The sequence below is a fragment of the Modestobacter caceresii genome (assembly GCF_000761485.1).
Taxonomy (GTDB): domain Bacteria; phylum Actinomycetota; class Actinomycetes; order Mycobacteriales; family Geodermatophilaceae; genus Modestobacter; species Modestobacter caceresii.
The window spans coordinates 1-21449 of sequence record NZ_JPMX01000006.1 but is presented as its reverse complement, the minus strand read 5'-3'; the positions used below and the strand labels follow the sequence as shown (position 1 = coordinate 21449).

Below are 21449 nucleotides of genomic sequence, written 5' to 3'. Positions count from 1 at the left end.
CTCCTAGGGCGGCGCGGCGCCGACCCGGATGGCGATGAGGGCGACGTCGTCGTCGGCCCCGGCGGCGGGCAGCAGCGTCCCGACCACCCGGTCGCAGAGCTCGTCCAGCCCCAGGGCGGCGGCGTCGGTGAGCGCCTCGACCAGACGCTCCAGACCCTGGTCGAGGTCCCGGGCGCCGGCGGGGCCGGCGCCGTTCTCGATCAGGCCGTCGGTGTAGAGCAGCAGCGTGGACCCGGCCGGCAGCGCACACCGGTGCTCCGGACGCGGCTGGTCGGGCAGCACGCCCAGCGGCAGCCCCACCGGGTCGGTGAGGACGTCGACGCGGCCGTCGGCGTGCAGCAGCAGCGGCGGCGGGTGCCCGGCCGAGGACCAGCGGATGGCCCGGGCCCCACCCGGTGCGGCCGCGGGGTCGCCGTCGATCTGGGCGACCAGGGCGGTGGCGAACACCCCGTGCTCCAGGGTGTCGCAGGCGGCGTCCACGGCGGTCAGCACGGCGCCGGAGGAGGCCGTGCCGTCGTGGCCGGCCATCCGCAGCATCGTGCGCAGCTGCCCCATGGTGGCCGCCGCGTCGATGTCGTGGCCGGCGACGTCGCCGATGACCAGGCTGGTGGTGCCGCGCGCGTCCAGGAAGGCGTCGTACCAGTCGCCGCCGACCAGCTGGGCGTCGCCGGCGGGCTGGTACCGGGCGGACAGCTGCAGGTGGGCGGGCCGGGGCAGCACCGGTGGCAGCAGCGCCCGCTGCATCGTCTCGGACACCGAGCGCTGCCAGGCGTAGGCGAGGGCGTTGTCCACCACGAGTGCGGCCCGGTCGGCCATCGCGGTGACCAGTTCCTGCTCGACCGCGGTGTAGGGCACCGCTGCCCCGGTCCTGGCCACCGCCAGGACGGCCAGTACGGCACCACGGCTGGTCAACGGCGCGATGAGCGCGCTGCGCACCCCGAGCCGGGCGGCGGCGGCCTGCTGGGCGGAGGTCAGGTCGGTGACGGTCGGGACGTCGATCAGCTCCACCCGGCCGGTGGCGGCGACGCGACCCGGCCCCGAGGACTCCCCCACCCGACGTCCGGCGCCGTGCACCCACTCCTCCAGGTCGGCGAGCCGCGCGGGGTCGACGTGGCGGACGGCCACCGGGGCGAGACTGCCATCGCGCTCCACGGTGCAGACGTAGGCGAAGTCGCCGAGGGCCGGGACGGCCAGCCGGGCGATCGCCTGCCACACGCCCGCCGGCTCCAGGCCCGCGGTGAGCAGCTCGCCGATGCGGGCCAGCAGCGCGGCCCGGTCCGCTTCCGCCCGGGCCTCGGCGCGGGCCTGCTCGGCGCGGGCGCTGGACACCCGGAGCGCGACCTCCCGCGAGGCGATGGCCGCGAGGTCCTCCAGCAGCTCGATGTCGCCCGCGGTCCACTCGTGGGCGGCGGTGTCGACCACGCAGAAACTGCCCAGCACCTCCCCGTCGGGGGTGTGCACCGGGAAACCGGCCCAGGCGCGGACGCCCAGCTCGTCGACATGTGGGTTCCGCTTCGTCCGCTCGTCGGCGGTCACGTCGTCCAGGACCAGGGGCTCCCCGCCCAGCACGTACTGGCAGAAGGACTCCTCGAGGGTGCTCTGCACCGGGCCACCCGGCTCCGTGCCCTGGCGGCTCAGCCAGTAGGACCGCTGGTCGTCGACGACGGTGAGCAAGGCCACCGGTGCCCCGGTCAACCGCCGGGCGAGGGCGGTCAGCCGGTCGAAGGACTCCTCGGCGGCCGCGTCGAGCAGCTCGGTGGCGCGTACCGCGGCCACCCTCGCCCGGGTACCGGCGCTCTCCGCAGCGGTCACCGGGTGGGGCACGGACGAGCCGTCGGGTCTCCGGGGTGCACGGCACCATTGAACACAGCAGGGACGACGACCGGTGGCCGGTGCCGCGAGAGGTGACGTGCCGGATCGCGACGGCCATCCTGGTGCGGTGTCCGACGAGTGGGTGCACGTCCGCCCGCACCCGGCGCTGCGCCCGTTCGTCCCGAGTGCGGTGGGCTACCGGTACGGCGGGTCCGCCTCGGGGGTGCACCGGGGGCTGCCCTCCCCCTTCCTCACCTTCGTCGTCACCGTCGACGAGCCGCTCGTGCTCGTCGCGCACCCCGATCCCCAGCAGGCGCCGGGCCGGTACGACGCGCTGCTCGGTGGGCTGCACACCCGCCCGGCGCTGATCACCCAGACCGGGCGGCAGACCGGCCTCCAGCTGGCGCTCACCCCGCTGGGCGCCCGGGCGCTCCTCGGCCTGCCGGCCGGAGAGCTGGCCTCCCTCGACTGCCCGGTCGCCGACGTGCTCGGGGCCGACGGCGCGGAGCTGACCGAGCGGGTGCGGTCCGCGCCGGACTGGGCGGGCCGGTTCGCCGCCGTGGAGGACGTGCTGCTGCGTCGGGTGCGGACGGGGGCCGGACCCGCGCCCGAGGTCACCGAGGCCTGGCGGCTGACCCTCGCCTCCGGTGGGCGGCTCCGGGTCGCCGACGTCGCCGGGCGGGTGGGCTGGTCGGAGCGGCACCTGCTCGCCCGGTTCCGCACCGAGACCGGCCTGACCCCGAAGGAGGCGGCCCGCGTCGTCCGGTTCTCCCGCGCGCGCTCGCTGCTCCAGGCTCGAGCTGTGGCGGGCCGGCCGCTGGACCTCGCCGGGCTGGCCGCCGCCACCGGCTTCGCCGACCAGGCGCACCTGACCCGCGAGTGGCGGGCGTTCAGCGGCCTCCCGCCGACCCGGTGGCTGGCTGCGGAGCTCGGATTCGTCCAAGACGGCCCGACGCCCGTGTCGACATCCTGAGTCCATGACCGACACCACTGAGATCACCACCGCTCCCCCGCCCACCGTCTGGCCCGCCTTCCGGGCCCGGGACGCCCGCGCCCTGATCCGGTTCCTCGTCGACGCGCTCGGCTTCGAGGAGACCGCCGTGTACGGCGAGGGCGACGTCGTGCAGCACGCGCAGCTGGACTGGCCGCCCGGCGGCGGGATCATGCTGGGCTCGGTGCGCGACGACGGTGGCTGGACGGTCGCCCCGGGCAGCACCGGCTGCTACCTGGTCAGCGACGACGTCGACGTGCTGTTCCATCGCGCGGTCGCGGCCGGCGCCGAGGTCTTCCGGCCACTGCAGGACACCGACTACGGCGGGCGCGAGTTCGCCGTCCGGGACCCGGAGGGCAACCTCTGGAGCGTGGGCAGCTACCGGGGCGAACCCCGCCAGGTCAGCTGAAGAGACCGCGCACGTCGTCAGCGGTGAGGGCACCGGACGCGAGCGCGCCGTCGTCGACGACGCGGGAGAACAGGGCCTGCTTGCGCGCCTTGAGCTCCATCACCTTCTCCTCGATGGTGCCGACGGCGACCAGCCGGTAGACCATCACCGTCTTGTCCTGCCCGATCCGGTGCGCCCGGTCGACGGCCTGGGCCTCGCTCGCCGGGTTCCACCACGGGTCGAGGACGAAGACGTAGTCGGCCTCGGTGAGGGTGAGCCCGAAGCCGCCGGCCTTGAGGCTGATCAGGAACACCGGGGCGCTGCCGGTGCGGAACTCCTCGATCCGGGCGTCCCGGTCCCGGGTCCGGCCGTCCAGGTAGACCCAGTCGATGCCCTCGGCGGTCAGCCGGTCACGGATGCTGCCCAGGAACCGGGTGAACTGGCTGAAGACCAGCACCCGGTGCCCCTCGGCGACCACCTCGCGCAGGTGGTCGAGGAACGCGTCGGTCTTGCTGGCGCGCACGTCGGCGTAGGCCGGGTCGATCAGTGCCGGGTCCAGGCTGAGCTGCCGCAGCAGGGTGAGCGACCGGAAGATGGTCATCCGGTTCTTCGACATGTCCTCGACCAGCCCGAGGACCTTGCTCCGCTCCCGCTGCAGGTGGGTCTGGTACAGCTTCTCGTGCCGCGGGTTCAGCACCACCTCGAGCACCTGCTCCTGCTTCGGTGGCAGCTCTGCGGCGACCAGTTCCTTGGTCCGCCGGCGCACCAGCGGGCGGATCCGGCGGCGCAGCAGGGCCAGCTTCGCCGCGTCGCCGTCCCGCTCGATCGGTATCCGGTAGAACTCGGTGAACCGCTCCGGGTCGGGGAAGAGGCCGGGCGCGACGATCGACATCAGTGCCCAGAGGTCCATCACGCTGTTCTCCAGCGGCGTCCCGGTGAGCGCCAGTTTCACCGGCGCCGGCAGCATCCGGGCGACCTGGTAGGTGCGGGCCTGGTGGTTCTTCACGAACTGCGCCTCGTCGAGCACCAGCCCGCGCCAGGACAGCGACGTCCACGAGTCGGCGTCGATCCGGAACAGCGCGTAGGAGGTGACGACGACGTGCGCGCCGGCGACCCGGTCGTGCAGCGCGGTGCCCGCCTTGCGCTCGGTCTCGCCGACGGCGACCACCCGCAGCCCCGGGGCGAACCGGGCCGCCTCCCGGGTCCAGGTGGAGACGACGCTGGTCGGCGCCACCACCAGCACCGGTGCGGCGTCCAGCTCGCCGGCCTCGTGCGCCCGGCACAGCAGGGCGAGGGTCTGCAGCGTCTTGCCCAGCCCCATGTCGTCGGCGAGCACCCCGCCGAGCCGGTGGTCCCAGAGGAACGCCAGCCAGCCGTAGCCCTCCCGCTGGTAGGGCCGCAGCTCCGCGGCCAGCCCGGCCGGCACCGGTGGCGGCTCGGCCGTCTCGACGTCGATCAGGCCCCGCACCTCGCGGGTCCAGCGGTCGCTCTGCTCGGTCACCACCCCCAGCCCCAGCAGCTGCTCCCACAGCCCGGCGGAGAAGCGGCTGACCTGCACCTCGTCACCGGGCAGGTCGCGCAGCTCGCGGGCCTCCTCGATCAGCAGCCGCAGCTGCTCGAACTCCGGGCGCTGCAGGGAGAACCAGGTGCCGCTGATCAGCGCCAGCCGGGTGCGGCCGGCGGCCAGTGCGGAGAACAGCGTCGCGAACGGCACGTGCTGGCCGTCCATGGTCACCGAGATGCCGAGGTCGAACCAGTCGGACTCCCGGCTGTCCTTCGCGGTGAAGCTGATCTGCGGCGCCGAGGTGGTCTGCCGGTAGGACGTCGGGGTGCCCACCACGGTCACGTCGACGTCGGGGTCGGCGCGCAGGGCCGGGAGCACCTCGGTGGTGAACTCCAGCGCCTCCATGCCGGCCAGCTCGACCCGCTCGGCCAGCCGCCGCTCCGGCGTCCACAGCTCCGGCAGCCCACCGACCGGGCCGGGCAGCGCCTCGACCAGCAGCTGCTCGGCGGCCGGGTCGCGGCCATCGGCCGGGCCGGCCGTGGCCGACGGGGCGAACGACCGGTCGCCGTACCGCACCGACCAGGCCACCGTGACCGTCGCGTCACCGGGGTAGGTCACCTCGGCGGCCAGCCTCGGGGGTGCGACGTCGGGCAGCTCCACCGAGCCGTCGGCCGAGATCACCGGGACGGCGCGTCGCAGCCCCGGGTAGAAGTCGCGCTGGAAGCGGTCGACGTCGCCGGCCGGGATGCCGATCACCCCACCCCGGGCCACCAGGCCGGCCAGCACCGGGGGCACCGGGGAGTCCAGCCGCGCGAGCACCAGCCCCGGCGCGCCCTCGGGTGCCTCGTCGCGGGCCGGACCGTCGACGGTGACCCCGTGCGGGGGCATGCCGAGGAAGGAGAGCGCCGCCGGGTCGACCGCCCGCCCGGCCACCCGCAGCACGGCCGACAGCTCGGTGCGATCACCACTGTCGCGCAGGTCGACGGCCACGTCGGCCTCGCCCTCGGCCAGCACCACCGGACGGGGCTGGCGGTCGGCGGTCACCAGGGGGACGCCGTCGGCCACCGCCTCGGCCAGCAGCCGCCAGAGCCCGGGACCGAACTCGTGCAGGTACACGTCGACCGGGGCGTACGAGTAGAACTGGTTCCGCGCTGCCTGGTGGGTGGCGTGCAGGGCGCGCATCGCCGCCACGTGCGCCGGGTCCCAGCCGGACCGGCTGTTGTCGTACTGCAGCTGACGCCAGGAGATCCCGCTGCGCACCCACTGCCCCCGCTTGCCCGGGACCACCGGCCGCAGCCGCACCAGCCGCTGCAGGGTGCCCGGTGCCCCGACCGAGCTCCGGCCCCGCCCGGGCGCCTGCTCGACCAGCTCGAACTGCAGCCCGATCGGCACCGCGGTGCGCGGTCGGCGGTCGGCGGCGGCGGCCACCAGCTCCTCGAGCTCGGCCTCCCAGCCGGCCGCCACCGGGGACGCCTTCAGGTTCGAGCGCAGGGACAGCAGGACGGCGACCGCGTGCTTGCAGTCGTCGCCGACCGGGCAGGTGCACGCACCCGCCCAGCCCACCCGGCCGCCGTCGGTGCGCACGACCGTCGTCCGGTAGGGCTCGGCGGCGCCGCCTTGGACCAGCCCGGTGAGCCGGCGTGCGTCGTCGGCCAGCCGGAGGTCGAGGACGCCGCGGGCGACGTAGCGGCGGGCCCGGTCGAGCACCTCCGGTCCGACGGCGTCGGCCAACGCCGCGTCGGTGACCATCTCCCGCCAGTCCCCGAGCACCCGATCAGGCTACGGCGAGGCACCGACAGAGCTGCCCGGGTCGCGGTCACCGGTGCTCCGGCGCGAAGATCACTGCATGAGCTCCGACCGCGCCGGCCAGCCGGCCCAGCCCTCTGACCTGGTCGACGTCCCGCACCTGCTCACCGCGTACTACACGGTCGAGCCGGATCCGGACGACGTCGCCCAGCAGGTCACGTTCGGCACCTCCGGGCACCGGGGCTCCTCGCTGGACGGCGCCTTCAACGAGCCGCACATCCTGGCCACCACCCAGGCGATCTGCGAGTACCGCGCGCAGCAGGGGTACGACGGCCCGCTGTTCGTCGGCCGGGACACCCACGGGCTCAGCGAGCCGGCCTGGGCGAGCGCCCTGGAGGTGCTGGTCGCCAACGACGTCACCGTGCTCGTCGACGCCGCCGACCGGTACACGCCCACCCCGGCGGTCAGCCACGCGATCCTGCGGGCCAACCGGGGGAAGACCACCGGGCTGGCCGACGGCATCGTCGTCACCCCGTCGCACAACCCGCCCCGGGACGGCGGCTTCAAGTACAACCCGCCCTCGGGCGGCCCGGCCGACACCGACGCCACCGGCTGGATCGCCAAGCGGGCCAACGAGCTGCTGGCCGCCGGCCTGGACGGGGGGCGCCGCGTCCCGTTCGCCCGGGCCCGCGCCGCGGCCCAGTCCTACGACTTCCTGGGCACCTACGTCGACGACCTGCCGAGCGTGCTCGACCTGGACGCCGTCCGGGCCGCCGGGGTGCGGATCGGCGCCGACCCCCTCGGCGGCGCGAGCGTCGACTACTGGGGCGCGATCGCCGAACGGCACCGCCTCGACCTCACCGTGGTCAACCCGCTGGTCGACCCGACGTGGCGGTTCATGACGCTGGACTGGGACGGCAAGATCCGGATGGACTGCTCCTCGCCGTCCGCGATGGCCTCGCTGATCGGTGCGAAGGACGAGTTCCAGATCGCCACCGGCAACGACGCCGACGCCGACCGGCACGGCATCGTCACCCCCGACGGCGGGCTGATGAACCCCAACCACTTCCTGGCCGTGGCGATCTCCTACCTGTTCAGCCACCGCGAGGGCTGGGGCGCCGAGACGGCGGTGGGCAAGACGCTCGTGTCGTCGTCCCTGATCGACCGGGTGGTCGCCTCGCTGGGGCGCCGGCTGGTGGAGGTGCCGGTCGGCTTCAAGTGGTTCGTGCCCGGGCTGCTCGACGGGTCGGTCGGGTTCGGTGGCGAGGAGTCGGCCGGGGCGTCGTTCCTCCGCCGCGACGGCGGGGTGTGGACCACGGACAAGGACGGCCTCCTGCTCGCCCTGTTGGCCTCGGAGATCCAGGCCGTGACCGGGAACTCACCCTCGGAGCTGCATGCGTCACTGACGCAACGGTTCGGCGAGTCGGCCTACGCGCGGGTCGACGCCGCGGCGACCCGGGAGGAGAAGGCCGCGCTCGGCAAGCTCTCCCCCGACGCCGTCACCGCCACCGAGCTGGCCGGCGAGCCGATCACCGCCAAGCTCACGAAGGCCCCGGGCAACGACGCCGCGATCGGTGGCCTCAAGGTCACCACGGAGAACGCCTGGTTCGCCGCCCGCCCGTCCGGCACCGAGGACGTCTACAAGGTCTACGCCGAGTCCTTCCGCGGGCCCGAGCACCTCGCCCAGGTCCAGGAGGAGGCCAAGGCCGTCGTCTCCGCCGCCCTCACCCCCTGACCCGCCCCGCTGCCGACCACCAAAATGGCCATTTTGGTGGTCAGCAGCCCGCCAGGGCGTCGCGGACCCGGCGGACGACGGAGTCCAGGTCGCGCAGGTCCGGAGCGCTCAGCCGGATGACCCGCCAGCCTGCCGCGACCAGGACGGCGTAGCGCTGGTCGTCCGCCACGATCTGCTCCGCCTCGAAGTGATGCGCTCCCTCGTACTCCACGATGAGCTTCGCCTCCGGCCAGGCGAAGTCGACCTTGGCCAGGAACTCGCCGTGGTGTTGCACGTGGAACTGCGGCACCGGCGCCAGCCCGGCGAGCACCAGCGCCACCCGCACCCTCGACTCCGGCGCCGACTCGGCCCGTGGATCCACCAGGCCGAACGCCCGGCGGACCTTCGCCACGCCCCAACGTCCGGTCCCACGCTCGGCCAGGTGCTCGAGCTGGGGAAGGCGGACCGACCCGGCCCGGACCATCGCGTCCAGGGCGGCCACGGCTGTGCCGAGCGGCTCCAGTGCAGCGACGTCCCACGCAGTCCGCAGTGCGGTCGTGACGGGGACGTGGTCCACCAGCTCGACGTCCGTCGTGGCCAGGTCGGTGCGGTGCACCCGCACCTGCCGTGGGCCTTTCCACTCCACCTCGGCCGGCCGGACGACGGTCACCGCCTCATGCACGCCGGCGAACGGGGCACCGTGCCACGCGGCTGCGGAGTGCCCGCCGATGGCGGTGCCCGCCGGGAGGAGCAGTGCGACGCCGCACGCGCGGAGTCGGTGGTCGACGTCCAGCGCGGGATCTGCGTAGACGCCCTGGACCAGTCGCCGGTACCCGAGGGAACGCAGCCGCTCGCGGGTCAGTCGGCCCTCGGCGATGGCGTGGCTGCCGATGAACACTCCGGTGAGGTGACGGTCGCGAGGCACCGGCAGAGAGTGCCGGGTGTGAGGTCGTCCCCGCTGTCGCCGTCCACAGGCGCCTGACCCACCAAAATGGCCATTCTGGTGGTGAGGGGAGGACGGCGCTGTCAGCGGGTGAGGAGGCCGCCGAGGAGCATTAGGGTCAGGGCCAGCACCGGGGCGCCGATCAGGACGGCGAGCTGCCATCGCCCGAGGCGGGCCATGTCCTCGCCGGTGCGCGGGTCGCGCACGGTGTCGTCCGGCTCCCGGCGGGTCGCGGCGGCGATCCAGGCGGCGCAGCCGGCCAGGACGACGACGGCGCCGGCCGCCATCAGCCCGGACGGGACGCCGAAGGCCGCGTCGTCCCCCGCGCCGAGCCCCCACAGGCTGTCGGCGAGCAGGAAGCTGGCGACGCCGATGACCACGGTGACGACGAGGTGCGCCCACGACAGGCCGCTGAGCAGGTGGCGCCAGCCGCGGCCCCGCTGCAGACCGAGCGCCTCGGCCACCTCGTCGGCGTACTGCTTCGGGTCGCCGAACGCCTGGCGCGGGTCCTCCCCGGTCTCGGCCACGTGGCTCTGCACCTCGGCGAGGACCTCGCCGATCCGGGTGCCCGGGACCTCGCGCAACCGCAGCGCCAGCAGCAGGTCGTCGCTCCAGGCCTGGTCGGTGCTCTTCATGGCGTGCTCCTCGCAGCGGGCAGGGGGGCCAGCAGGCCGGCGGCCCGCTCGGTGAAGACGTGCCAGAGCTCGGTCCGCTCGCGGAGGAACTGCTCGCCGGCGTCGGTGAGGGTGAAGAACTTGCGGCCCGGGCCCCCGTCGCCGGCCTCCCACGACGAGGACACCAGGCCCTCGGTCTCCAGGCGGGCCAGGATCGGGTAGAGCGTGCCGCCCTTCACCGGGCCGAGCCCGGCCTCGGCGAGCCGGGCGGCGATGGCGTAGCCGTAGGTCGGGCCGTCGGCGACGACGCGGAGCACGCACAACGACAGGACGCCGCGCATCCACTCCCCGGGCCACCGTTCTGCTGACACGCGCTAGACAGTACGACTGCCTAGTCAGGCGCACAAGCTAGTCACCCGGCTGGGTGGGCCCGGACGCACGGCAGGCCCGCCGGAGGGGACTCCGACGGGCCTGCAGTGCGCGACGAGGAGGCGTCAGCTGACGTCCTCGTCCACCCAGTCCAGCGACTTCGTGACCGCCTTCTGCCAGTTGCGGTAGAACCGCTCCCGCTCGTCGGTGGCCATCTGCGGGTCCCAGCGCTTGTCCTCGGCCCACTTGGCGGTGAGCTCGTCGAGGTCGGACCAGAAGCCGACGGCGAGGCCGGCCGCGTAGGCCGCGCCCAGCGCCGTCGTCTCGGCGATCTTCGGCCGGATCACCGGGACGCCGAGCAGGTCGGCCTGGAACTGCATGAGCAGCTCGTTGCCGACCATCCCGCCGTCCACGCGGAGCTCGGTGAGGTCGACCCCGGAGTCGGCGTTCATCGCGTCCAGCACCTCACGGGTCTGGTACGCGGTCGCCTCCAGGACGGCGCGGGCCAGGTGCCCCTTGTTGACGAACCGGGTGAGCCCGACGACGGCGCCGCGGGCGTCAGAACGCCAGTGCGGGGCGAACAGGCCGGAGAACGCCGGGACGAAGTAGGAGCCGCCGTTGTCGTCGACCGAGCGGGCCAGGTCCTCGATCTCGGGGGCGCTCGAGATCATCCCCAGGTTGTCCCGGACCCACTGCACCAGCGAGCCGGTGACCGCGATCGAGCCCTCGAGTGCGTACACCGGCTTGGCGTCCCCCAGCTGGTAGCACAGCGTGGTGAGCAGCCCGTTCTGCGACGGGACGGCCTCCTCGCCGGTGTTGAGCAGCATGAAGTTGCCGGTGCCGTAGGTGTTCTTGGCCATGCCCTTGGTGAAGCAGACCTGGCCGAACGTCGCCGCCTGCTGGTCGCCGAGGGAACCGGCGATCGGCACCCCGGCCAGGAAGCCGGCCTTGCGGCCCTTGCCGTACTCCTCGGAGTTGGAGCGGATCTCCGGGAGCATGGACATCGGGATGCCCATCTCCTCGGCGATGTCGGCGTCCCAGGCGAGCTTCCGGTAGTCCATCAGCATGGTGCGGGAGGCGTTGGAGACGTCGGTGAGGTGCAGCCCGCCGTCCGCGCCGCCGGTCATGTTCCAGATCAGCCAGGAGTCGATGGTGCCCATCAGCAGCTCGCCGCGCTCGGCGCGCTCCCGGGCGCCGTCGACGTTGTCCAGGATCCAGCGGACCTTGGGGCCGGCGAAGTAGGTGGCCAGCGGCAGGCCGACCTTGTCCTTGTAGCGGTCGGCGCCGCCGCCCAGCGCGCCGAGCTCCTCGATGATCTTCGTGGTGCGGGTGTCCTGCCAGACGATCGCGTTGTAGACCGGCTCGCCGGTGCTCCGGTCCCAGACCACCGCGGTCTCCCGCTGGTTGGTGATCCCGACGGCGACGATGTCGGAGGTGCCGGCGTCGCTGCGGGCCAGCGCCTGGCCGACCACCTCGCGGGTGTTGCGCCAGATCTCCATCGCGTCGTGCTCTACCCACCCGGCGCGCGGGAAGATCTGCTCGTGCTCCTTCTGGCCGACGGACACGACGGCGCCGTCGTGGTCGAAGATCATGCACCGGGTGCTGGTGGTGCCCTGGTCGATCGCTGCTACGTACTGGGCCATGAGGTTCCTCCTGCGGGTGGAGGGGCTGGAGTCGCGACTCCGGCCCCGACGGGGGTCGGGTCAGACGTTGACGTGGGAGAGCAGGCCGGCGAGGACGGCGCCGATGACCGGGCCGACGATCGGCACCCAGGCGTAGCCCCAGTTGCTGCCGCCCTTGCCGCGGATCGGCAGCACGGCATGGGCGAGGCGGGGCCCGAGGTCACGGGCCGGGTTGATGGCGTAGCCGGTCGGGCCACCGAGCGAGGCGCCGATGCCGACGACGAGCAGGGCGACGGCCAGCGGGCCGAGCTGGCTGGGGGTGTCGCCGAACCGCAGGATGATGTAGACGAGGACGAACGTGCCGACGACCTCGGTCACCACGTTGTCCTTGACCGTGCCGATGGCCGGGCCGGTGGCGAAGGTGCCCAGCTGGGTGCCGGCGGCATCCGGGTCGTTGTAGTGCCCGTAGTAGGCCAGGTAGGCCACGACCGCGCCGAGGAAGGCGCCGAGCAGCTGCCCGGCGAAGTACACCAGCGTGCTGGCGACGCTGACCTCGACGCCGGGGGCGTACTCCTCGGTCCCGCTGACCAGCAGGCCGACGGTGACGGCCGGGTTGATGTGCGCACCGGAGGTCGCCCCGGCGAAGACGCCGGCGAAGACGGCGAGCCCCCAGCCGAAGATGATGACGATCCAGCCGCTGTTGTTGCCGTTGGTCTTCGGCAGCACGACGTTGGCGACCACGCCGACGCCGAGCAGCAGCAGGATCCCGGTGCCGAGTACTTCACTGCCGAAGACGGTCCACAGACCGACGGTGTCCACGAGTAGGCGCTCCTCACGACGGGCCCGCGGCGTCGCGGGCCGTGCTGATCGAGGACGGGGCTGTGGCGGTGGTCACCACGCGTCCCGTCGTGCGAGGACCGTAGGAGGCAGGCTGTGAGCTGGACAACAGTGGCGGTGCGACATCGTCGGACGACGACGTCAGGGGGCTCCCCAGGCGATGCTCAGCTCCACCGCCCGCTCCCAGCGGGGGTACTCCGCGGTCAGTGCCCGCGCCCGCTCCGGCGTCGGCGTCCACTGCGCCGACCGGTGCCAGTTCCGGCGCAGCGCCTCGACGTCGGACCACACCCCGACGGCCAGGCCGGCGGCGTAGGCGGCCCCGAGGGAGACCGTCTCCCCCACCATCGGCCGCACGACCGGGGTGTCCAGCGCGTCGGCCACGAACTGCATGAGCAGGTTGTTGGTGGTCATCCCGCCGTCCACCCGCAGGGCCGGCAACGACAGGCCGGAGTCGGCGGCCATCGCCTGCACCACGTCACGGGTCTGCCAGCCGGTGGCCTCCAGCACCGCGCGGGCCAGGTGCCCCTTGGTGACGTAGGAGGTGAGCCCGGCGACCAGGCCGCGGGCCTCCCCCCGCCAGTGCGGGGCCAGCAGCCCGGAGAACGCCGGGACGACGTAGCAGCCGCCGTTGTCGCCGACCGTGCGGGCGAGGGTCTCCACCTCCGCGGCCGAGCTGATGAGGCCCAGCCCGTCCCGCAGCCACTGCACCAGTGCACCGGCGACGGCGACCGAACCCTCCAGCGCGTACCGGACCGGCTCCCCGGCCAGCTGGTAGGCCACCGTGCTGATCGACCCGGAGCGGGTGCGCACCAGTTCGGTGCCGGTGTTCTGCAGCAGGAAGCTGCCCGTGCCGTAGGTGCACTTGGCCTCGCCGGGGGCGAAGCAGGCCTGGCCGAACAGCGCCGCCTGCTGGTCGCCCAGTGCCCCGGCGATCGGCAGCGCCCGGTTCAGCGCGGTGGCCGTGCCCAGGACGCCGACCGACGGGCGGATCTCCGGCAGCATCTCCGCCGGGATGTCGAAGAAGGCGAGCAGGTCGGGGTCCCACCGGCAGCTGCGCACGTCCATCAGCAGGGTGCGGCTCGCGTTCGTCACGTCGGTGACGTGGACGCCGCCGTCCGGCCCGCCGGTGAGGTTCCAGATCAGCCAGGTCTCCATGGTGCCGAACAGCAGCTCGCCGCGTTCGGCGCGCTCCCGGGCGCGGGGCACGTGGTCGAGGATCCAGCGCAACCGCGGGCCGGAGAAGTAGCCGGCGATCGCCATCCCGCTGCGCTCGGCCACCAGGCCGGCGTCGGGCCGGGCGGCCAGCTCCGTCACCAGGTCGGCGGTGCGGGTGTCCTGCCAGACCAGCGCCCGGGTCACCGGCCGGCCGGTGACCCGGTCCCAGACCACGGTGGTCTCCCGCTGGTTGGCGATGCCCAGTGCCACGACGTCCCCGGCGTCGGGCATGTCGCCGAGCACCTGCGCGGCGGTCCGCTGGGTGTTCGCCCAGATCTCCATCGGGTCGTGCTCGACCCAGCCGGGGCGGGGGAAGTACTGGTGGTGCTCGCGCTGGCGGACGGCGACCATCCGGCCGCCCCGGTCGAACACCAGCGACCGCGTCGACGTCGTCCCCTGGTCGACGGCCAGCACGTAGCGGTCAGCCACCGCCGTGCCCCAGCTCGCGGGACACCGCGTGGGCGGCGTCCACGACCATGGCCAGCAGCAGGCTGCGGGGTACGCCGCGAGCGTCGAACAGCGAGGTCAGCGCCCCGCTGACGCCCAGGGCGGCGACCACCAGGCCACCCGCGTCGCGGACGGGAGCGGCGATCGCGCCCACGCCCGGCTCCTGCTCGCCCCGCTCCGCCGCCCAGCCATGGGCGCGCACCTCGGCCAGCTCGGGCGGGTGGGTGGCCCCGTACGCCAGCAGCACCTTGCCCAGTGCGGTGCTGCGCGCAGGGAGGGCGGTGCCGACCTCGAGCACCTGAGCGGAGTCGTCGGGGCGGAAGACGTGGTGGACGACGACGACCTCCGTGCCGGCGAGGGTGGCCAGCCGCACCGCCTGCCCGCTGCGGGACGCCAGGGCGTCGGCCCAGTTCGAGGAGCGGGCCCGCAGCTCGTTGACGTCCAGGGGCGTGCCCAGCCGGAGCAGTCCGGTGCCCAGTGCGTAGCGGCCGGTGGCCGGGTCCTGCGCCACGAAGCCGACGTGCAGCAGGGTGCGCAGCAGGCTGTGCGCGGTGGTCTTGGCCAGCCCGACCGCTGCGGCGATGTCGGTGACGCCCAGCGTGCCGCCGGAGCCGGCCACCACGCGCAGGATCGCCGCTGCCCGCTCGATGGACTGCACGGTGCCCGGCACGGCGCCCGACGCTAGGCCATCGCGGGCCCGGGTGGTGACCCAGCGCACGTGAGTTGTCCGACCATGTCAGACAGCGGCCGTCGACGGTCCGTCACGGACCGACCTACCGTGGGTGCATCGTGCGCCGTCGTCGGCGATGGCCCGTACCGAGGAGTTCGCAATGACGGCAGTCCGCCCACTCGGCCCCGAGCAGCGCGCCCAGGCCTGGGCCGACCTCGCGGCCGGTGACTTCGAGGTCCTGGTGATCGGTGGCGGGGTGACCGGCGCCGGGGTCGCTCTGGACGCGGCCACCCGCGGCCTCAAGACGGCGCTGGTCGAGGCCCGCGACTTCGCCAGCGGCACCTCCTCGCGCTCCTCCAAGCTCTTCCACGGCGGGCTGCGCTACCTGGAGCAGTTCGACTTCGGGCTGGTCCGGGAGGCGCTGCACGAACGCGACCTCGCGGTGAACCGGATCGCCCCGCACCTGGTCAAGCCGGTGCCCTTCCTCTACCCGCTGACCCGTCACTGGGAGCGGCCCTACGTCACCGCCGGGATCACGCTGTACGACGCGCTGGCCCGATTCGGCGGGCTGGCCGATCCGATGCCCGCGCAGAAGCAGCTGACCCGGACCGGTGCCCGGCGGCTGTTCCCGGCGCTCAAGCCGGAGTCCCTCGTCGGCGCGATCCGCTACTACGACGCGCAGGCCGACGACGCCCGCCACACGCTCACCGTCGCCCGCACCGCCGCCGCCTACGGGGCCACGGTGCTGAACTCCGCCGAGGTCGTCTCCTTCGAGCACGCCGGCGGCCGGGTGGTCGGGGCGAAGGTGCGCGACGTCGAGACCGGGAACGAGGTCGACGTCTGCAGCGAGGTGGTCGTCAACGCCACCGGGGTGTGGACCGACGACGTCCAGACCCTCGTCGGCGGCCGCGGCCGGTTCCACGTGCGGGCCAGCAAGGGCGTGCACATCGTCGTCCCCCGCGACCGGATCAACGGCGAGACCGGCCTGATCCTGCGCACCGAGAAGTCCGTGCTGTTCGTGATCCCGTGGGGCAGCCACTGGATCGTCGGGACGACCGACACCGACTGGGAGCTGGACAAGGCCCACCCGGCCGCCAGCAAGGCCGACATCGACTACATCCTCGAGCACGTCAACGAGGTGCTGTCGGTCCCGCTGACGCACGCCGACATCACCGGGGTCTACGCCGGGCTGCGCCCGCTGCTGTCCGGTGAGCAGGAGTCGACCAGTCAGCTCTCCCGGGAGCACGCGGTCGCCCGGCCGATGCCCGGCGTCATCGCCGTCGCCGGCGGCAAGTACACGACCTACCGGCCGATGGCCGCCGACGCCGTGGACGCCGTGGCCGAGGACGTCACCCGCCGGGTCCCGCCGAGCGTCACCGAGAACATCCCGCTGGTCGGCGCCGAGGGCTACGCGGCGATGGTCAACTCCCTCGACGGGCTCTCCGACCGGTGGGGCATCCCGCGCTTCCGCGCCGAGCACCTGATCAACCGGTTCGGGTCGCTCACCCCCGAGGTGCTCGACCTGGCCACCGACGCCCCCGAGCTGCTCGAGCCGGTGCCCGGCGCCGAGGAGTACCTGATGGTGGAGATGGTGTGGTCGGCCGCGCACGAGGCCGCGCTGCACCTGGACGACCTGTTGGCCCGGCGCACCCGGATCTCCATCGAGACCCCGCACCGCGGGGTCGAGTCCGCCGAGCCGGTCGCCCGGGCGGTCGCCGGGGTGCTGGGCTGGGACGACGAGCGGATCGCCAGCGAGGTCGAGAGCTACACGGCCCGGGTGGAAGCCGAGCGCCGCTCGCAGGAGGCTGCCGACGACCAGGAGGCCGACGCCGCCCGGGTCGCCGCACCGGACACCCGCGCCGTCGCCGTCGGCCGCGCCCTGGGCTGAGCCCCGCCGGGATCAGGTGACCTGATCCCACGGGGACCTACCGGGTGGCAGACCGCCGGGTAGGTCCCCACAGGGCCAGGTAGGAGGCCCGGCCGGCCCGGCCGGGGTGACGCAGTTCGCATGTCGATGCACGGCTGTATCCAATACAGTCCTGCATCGTGACCGACGTCGACCTGCAGCGGCCCAAGCGCCGTCGCGAGGCGACCGTCGAGCGGCTGTTGGACGCCGCCCTGCAGACCTTCGCCGAGCAGGGCTTCGCCGCGGCCAGCGTCGAGGACATCTGCAGCCGCGGTGGGTTCACCCGCGGCGCCTTCTACTCCAGCTTCAAGACCAAGGACGAGCTGTTCGAGGCGTTGATGACCCGCGAGGTCGAGCGCGACCTCGCCCGGGTCGCCGAGCTCCTCACCGGTCTCGCCGACGAGCCGGATCCCCTCGCCGCTGCGGTCGACCGGGTGCTGGGTGCCTTCCGCTGCGACCGCACCTGGGCCCTGGTGGTCACCGAGTACACGCTGCACGCCGCCCGGAACCCCGAGGCCGCCGAGGTGCTGCGCCGACACGACGACCAGCTCGGCAGCCGGCTCGCCGACCTCGTCGACCGGATGGCCGCCGAGGCGGGACTGACCTTCACCCTGCCGGCCGCCGACCTCATCGGGGCGGCCACCGCGTTGCTCAGCGGGCTCACGGTCATGTCGCTCACCGCGCAGGGCGACCTCGAGCCCCTGCGCCGCACCGCCCTGCTCTCTCTCGTCCGCGGCGCGGTGTCGCCCCCCTCGACCACCCCCTGACCGGCTGAAACCAGGAGAACCGATGTCCACCCTGCTCTACCGGATCGGCCGCGCGGCCTACCGCCGCCGCGGGCTGTTCTCCGTGGCCTGGCTCGCGGTCCTCGGCCTCGTCGTGACGCTCTTCCTCACCATCGGCGGGGAGTTCGACGACGAGTTCACCATCCCCGGCTCGGAGTCCCAGGCGGCGCTGGACCGGCTCGACGAGGTCTCCCCCGCAGCCGCCGGGGTCGGCGCGCAGCTGGTGTTCGTCGCTCCCGAGGGCGCCACGGTGGCCGACCCGCAGTACGCCGCCGCGATCGCGGAGACCGTGGCCGCGGCCGGCCAGGTCGACCAGGTCGCCGGGGTGCAGGACCCCTTCGCCACCCAGTCGATCAGCCCGGACGGGCGCGCAGCCCTGGCGCCGGTGCAGTACTCGGTGCAGGGCCCCGAACTCGGCGAGACCGCCCTGGAGGACATGCAGGCGGCCACCACCGCGGCCACCGACGCAGGCCTGGAGGTCGAGGTCGGCGGTGCCGCCTTCAACACCGGGGCGGTCACCGTCGGCCCGCTGGAGCTCATCGGCGTCGTGGTCGCCGTCCTGGTCCTCGTGATCACCTTCGGCTCCCTGCTCGCCGCCGGCATGAACCTGCTGACCGCGCTGGTCGGCGTGGGCATCGGGCTCACCGGGCTGCTGGCGACGTCCGGGCTCATCACGCTGTCCTCGACCGCCCCGACGCTGGCGCTGATGATCGGCCTGGCGGTCGGCATCGACTACACGCTGTTCATCCTGTCCCGGCACCGCTCCCAGCTGGCCGCCGGCATGGACCCCGAGGAGTCCGCGGGGCGGGCCGCCGGCACGGCCGGGTCCGCCGTCGTCTTCGCCGGCCTGACCGTGATCATCGCGCTCTCCGGGCTCGCCGTCGTCGGCATCCCCTTCCTCACCGTGATGGGCCTGGGCGCCGCCGGGACCGTGCTGGTCGCCGTCCTGGTCGCGCTCACCCTGCTGCCCGCGCTGCTGGGCTTCGCCGGCTCCCGACTGGTGCCCAAGCCGGGGTCCCGCGCCGCCCGCCGCGAACGCGCGCTCGCCGAGCACGAGGGGGCGCCGGCCCGCACCGGGGGTGCCCGCTGGGGCGCCTTCGTCACCCGCCGGCCGCTGCTCACCGTGCTGGTCACGGTCGTCGGTCTGCTGGTGGTCGCGATCCCCGCGCTGCAGCTGCGGCTGGCCCTGCCCGACGCCAGCACCGCCGCGGAGGAGAGCACCACCCGGCAGGCCTACGACGCGGTCAGCGAGTTCTTCGGTCCCGGGGCCAACGGCCCGCTCATCGTCTTCCTCGACGGGCTGGAGCCGGCCACCGCCGAGCAGGCGGCCGGCCAGGCCGCCGCCGCGATCGGCGGCACGCCGACCGGGCAGCCCGGGGAGTTCACCGGCGGCCTGGACGACGTCGCCTTCGCCGCGCCCCAGGTGCTGGCCGACGGCACCGCCGCGATCGTCCAGGTCGTGCCGGAGAGCGGCCCGCAGGACGAGGCGACGACCGCACTCGTCGCCGAGCTGCGCGACCTCGCGGACGACCTGGCGGCCGACACCGGCGCCGACGTGACGGTGACCGGGCAGACCGCCGTCGCCATCGACGTCTCCGACCGGCTGGGCGACGCGCTGCTGCCGTTCACCCTGGTCGTCGTGGGGCTGGCGCTGGTCCTGCTGCTGCTGGTCTTCCGCTCGGTCCTGGTGCCGATCAAGGCCGCGCTGGGCTTCCTGCTGTCGGTCGGTGCCTCGTTCGGCGCCGTCGTCGCGGTGTTCCAGTGGGGCTGGCTGATGGACGTCTTCGGGGTGCCGGCCACGGGGCCGGTCATCAGCTTCATGCCGATCCTGCTGATGGCGGTCCTCTTCGGCCTGGCCATGGACTACGAGGTCTTCCTCGTCTCCCGGATGCGCGAGGAGTTCGTGCACGGGGCGGCGCCGCAGGCGGCGGTCGTCGCCGGCATGCGGCACGCGTCCCGGGTGGTGGTCGCGGCGGCACTGATCATGTTCTCGGTGTTCGGCAGCTTCGTGACCATCGAGGACGTGACCGTCAAGGCGATCGCCTTCGGGCTGGCGGTCGGCGTCCTGGTCGACGCGTTCGTCGTCCGGATGACGCTGGTGCCCGCCGTGCTGGCGCTGCTGGGCCGCTCGGCCTGGTGGCTGCCGCGCTGGCTGGACCGGCTGCTGCCCGACCTGGACGTCGAGGGCGCCAAGCTCGGCCGGACCGTGGAGGCCGAGCGCATCCCGGAGCCGGTGGGCAGCTGAGCACACCCGGGTCCCGGTTCCACGTGGAACCGGGACCCGGGGGCAGGATGGGGGTCGACGGCGAGGAGGCCTGGCGTGAACGAGTTCGACCTGGTGCTGCCGACGGCGGTCGACATCCGTGAGGTCGGGATGCGGGACGGGCTCCAGCTGGAGGACCCGGTCCCCCTGGCCGACAAGCTGGCCATGCTGGAGTCGCTGGTGGCCACCGGCGTCCGGCGGATCGAGGTGACCTCCTTCGTCTCACCGAAGGCGGTGCCCGCCCTGGCCGACGCCGACCAGGTCGCCGCCGAGCTGCACCGCTTCGACGGCGTGCACTTCTCCGCCCTGGTGGCCAACCCGCGGGGCGCGGTCCGGGCGGTCGACGCGGGCATCGCGCACCTGGAGTACGTGGTCTCCGCCGCCGACTCGCACAGCCGCGCCAACGCCGGCCGCTCGACCGCCGAGGCCGTCGCCGCGGTGGGGCAGATCGCCGAGCTCGCCCACGGCGCCGGCGGCTCCCTGGAGGTCATCGTCGCCACCGCCTGGGACTGCCCGTTCGACGGGCGGACGCCGGTGGCCCGCACCGTCGACGTCACCCGGGCCGCGGTCACCGCCGGCGCCGACCAGCTGTGCCTGGGCGACACCATCGGGACGACCACCCCGGCGCGCGTCGTGCGGCTGCTGGACGAGGTCCGCCGGGCCTGCCCGGGCGTGCCGCTGGGCGTGCACTTCCACGACACCCGCGGCACCGGCCAGGCCAACGCGCTGGCGGCCCTGCAGGCCGGCGTCACCCAGCTCGACTCCTCGGTCGGCGGCCTGGGCGGGTGCCCGTTCGCGCCGGGCGCCAGCGGCAACATCGCCACCGAGGAGCTCGTCTACTGGCTGGCCGACGCCGACGTGGCGACCGGCATCGACCTGGACGCCGTCCTGGCTGCGGCCGCGGTCACCGAGCGGGCCGTCGGTCATCAGCTGCCCAGCTCCCTGTACCGGGCCGGTGGGCGCAACGCGCCCCGCGGCGCGGTGGTCAGCGGTGGGTGACTGGTCGCACGGTGCCCCACCGGGTCGCGCGTGATGGGATCGACGGCGTGAACCCAGGAGCGGACGTCCCCCCGGCAGTGGTCGACCCCTCGGTGATGCGGGACGTGCTCGGGCACTTCGTCTCCGGCGTCACCGTGGTGACGGCGATGGCCGCCGACGGCCCGGTGGGCTTCACCTGCCAGTCGTTCAGCTCGCTGTCCCTGGACCCGCCGCTGGTCGCGTTCGCCCCGGCCCGCACGTCCCGCACCTGGCCGTTGCTGCGCGAGGCCGGCCGGTTCTGCGTCAACGTGCTCGCCGACGAGCAGAGCGGCCTGTCCCGGCAGTTCGCCCGCTCCGGCGCCGACAAGTACGCGGGCGTGCAGTGGGCGCCCAGCCCGCACGGCTCCCCCGTGCTCGCCGACGTCGTCGCCTGGATCGACAGCGAGCTGTGGGCCGAGTACGACGGCGGTGACCACACCATCGTCGTCGCGCGGGTGCTCGACCTCGGCGCCGACGCCTCCCGCACGCCGCTGCTGTTCCACCGCGGCGCCTACGGCCTCCAGCAGGCGCGGCTGGGCCCCGAGGAGAGCTAGTGCCGCGGCTGCGAACCTTCGCCCCGCTTCGGTGACACACCCGCTGGGGTCC

General features: G+C 74.0%; 17 protein-coding genes. 8 read left to right on the top strand and 9 right to left on the bottom strand.

Annotated elements, in window-relative coordinates; all coding sequences use genetic code 11:
• Window positions 1-3: 3 nt before the first annotated feature.
• Window positions 4-1776 (bottom strand): GAF domain-containing SpoIIE family protein phosphatase, encoded by a 1773-nt coding sequence (locus IN07_RS01760; RefSeq protein ID WP_052090528.1) that lies wholly within the window; start codon window positions 1774-1776, stop codon window positions 4-6.
• A gap of 163 nt (window positions 1777-1939) precedes the next feature.
• Between IN07_RS01760 and IN07_RS01755 the strand changes: the two genes are divergently transcribed.
• Window positions 1940-2785 carry a helix-turn-helix domain-containing protein gene (locus IN07_RS01755; RefSeq protein ID WP_036333010.1) on the top strand — a complete coding sequence of 282 codons (846 nt, stop codon included), beginning with the start codon at window positions 1940-1942 and terminating at the stop codon, window positions 2783-2785.
• A 4-nt stretch (window positions 2786-2789) separates the two neighbouring features.
• Window positions 2790-3212, top strand: a complete 423-nt coding sequence (locus IN07_RS01750; RefSeq protein ID WP_036333008.1) for a VOC family protein — start codon at window positions 2790-2792, stop codon at window positions 3210-3212.
• On the opposite strand, the gene IN07_RS01745 is transcribed toward IN07_RS01750, so the two are convergent.
• Window positions 3205-6465: a DEAD/DEAH box helicase gene (locus IN07_RS01745; RefSeq protein WP_036333006.1), complete on the bottom strand. Its 3261-nt coding sequence runs from the start codon at window positions 6463-6465 to the stop codon at window positions 3205-3207. The genes IN07_RS01750 and IN07_RS01745 overlap by 8 nt on opposite strands.
• A 76-nt stretch (window positions 6466-6541) precedes the next feature.
• Here IN07_RS01745 and pgm point away from each other — a divergent pair, with 76 nt between their 5' ends.
• Window positions 6542-8176, top strand: coding sequence for a phosphoglucomutase (alpha-D-glucose-1,6-bisphosphate-dependent) (pgm, locus tag IN07_RS01740; protein WP_036333003.1), 1635 nt, complete (start codon window positions 6542-6544; stop codon window positions 8174-8176).
• A 40-nt stretch (window positions 8177-8216) separates the two neighbouring features.
• On the opposite strand, the gene IN07_RS01735 is transcribed toward pgm, so the two are convergent.
• The 7 genes from IN07_RS01735 to IN07_RS01705 form a co-directional block, all read right to left on the bottom strand.
• Window positions 8217-9080 (bottom strand): DUF559 domain-containing protein, encoded by an 864-nt coding sequence (locus tag IN07_RS01735; protein WP_156118999.1) that lies wholly within the window; start codon window positions 9078-9080, stop codon window positions 8217-8219.
• A 101-nt stretch (window positions 9081-9181) separates the two neighbouring features.
• Window positions 9182-9733, bottom strand: a complete 552-nt coding sequence (locus IN07_RS01730) for an HAAS signaling domain-containing protein (RefSeq protein ID WP_036332999.1) — start codon at window positions 9731-9733, stop codon at window positions 9182-9184.
• Complete coding sequence (locus IN07_RS01725) at window positions 9730-10083, bottom strand: PadR family transcriptional regulator (protein WP_197058309.1); 354 nt, start codon at window positions 10081-10083, stop codon at window positions 9730-9732. The genes IN07_RS01730 and IN07_RS01725 overlap by 4 nt, the downstream gene beginning before the upstream one ends.
• Before the next feature lie 123 nt (window positions 10084-10206).
• Window positions 10207-11724 carry a glycerol kinase GlpK gene (gene glpK / locus IN07_RS01720; protein WP_036332995.1) on the bottom strand — a complete coding sequence of 506 codons (1518 nt, stop codon included), beginning with the start codon at window positions 11722-11724 and terminating at the stop codon, window positions 10207-10209.
• Between the two features lie 60 nt (window positions 11725-11784).
• On the bottom strand, window positions 11785-12522 hold the full coding sequence (locus tag IN07_RS01715) for an MIP/aquaporin family protein (RefSeq protein WP_231557939.1): 738 nt from the start codon (window positions 12520-12522) through the stop codon (window positions 11785-11787).
• Between the two features lie 159 nt (window positions 12523-12681).
• Window positions 12682-14184: a glycerol kinase GlpK gene (gene glpK / locus IN07_RS01710; protein WP_036332993.1), complete on the bottom strand. Its 1503-nt coding sequence runs from the start codon at window positions 14182-14184 to the stop codon at window positions 12682-12684.
• Window positions 14177-14872, bottom strand: a complete 696-nt coding sequence (locus IN07_RS01705) for an IclR family transcriptional regulator (protein WP_036333068.1) — start codon at window positions 14870-14872, stop codon at window positions 14177-14179. The genes glpK (IN07_RS01710) and IN07_RS01705 overlap by 8 nt, the downstream gene beginning before the upstream one ends.
• 160 nt (window positions 14873-15032) lie before the next feature.
• On the opposite strand from IN07_RS01705, the gene IN07_RS01700 reads away from it, so the two are divergent.
• The 5 genes from IN07_RS01700 (at window position 15033) to IN07_RS01680 (ending at window position 21397) form a co-directional block, all read left to right on the top strand.
• Window positions 15033-16760 (top strand): glycerol-3-phosphate dehydrogenase/oxidase, encoded by a 1728-nt coding sequence (locus IN07_RS01700; RefSeq protein ID WP_052090527.1) that lies wholly within the window; start codon window positions 15033-15035, stop codon window positions 16758-16760.
• 158 nt (window positions 16761-16918) lie between these two features.
• A complete protein-coding gene (locus tag IN07_RS01695) occupies window positions 16919-17545 on the top strand; it encodes a TetR/AcrR family transcriptional regulator (RefSeq protein WP_052090525.1) in 627 nt (208 codons plus the stop codon).
• A gap of 22 nt (window positions 17546-17567) precedes the next feature.
• Window positions 17568-19808, top strand: a complete 2241-nt coding sequence (locus tag IN07_RS01690) for an MMPL family transporter (RefSeq protein WP_036332989.1) — start codon at window positions 17568-17570, stop codon at window positions 19806-19808.
• Window positions 19809-19883: 75 nt separating this feature from the next.
• A complete protein-coding gene (locus IN07_RS01685) occupies window positions 19884-20825 on the top strand; it encodes a hydroxymethylglutaryl-CoA lyase (RefSeq protein WP_156118998.1) in 942 nt (313 codons plus the stop codon).
• Window positions 20826-20872: 47 nt separating this feature from the next.
• Complete coding sequence (locus tag IN07_RS01680; protein ID WP_231557938.1) at window positions 20873-21397, top strand: flavin reductase family protein; 525 nt, start codon at window positions 20873-20875, stop codon at window positions 21395-21397.
• The last annotated feature ends 52 nt before the right edge of the window (window positions 21398-21449 follow it).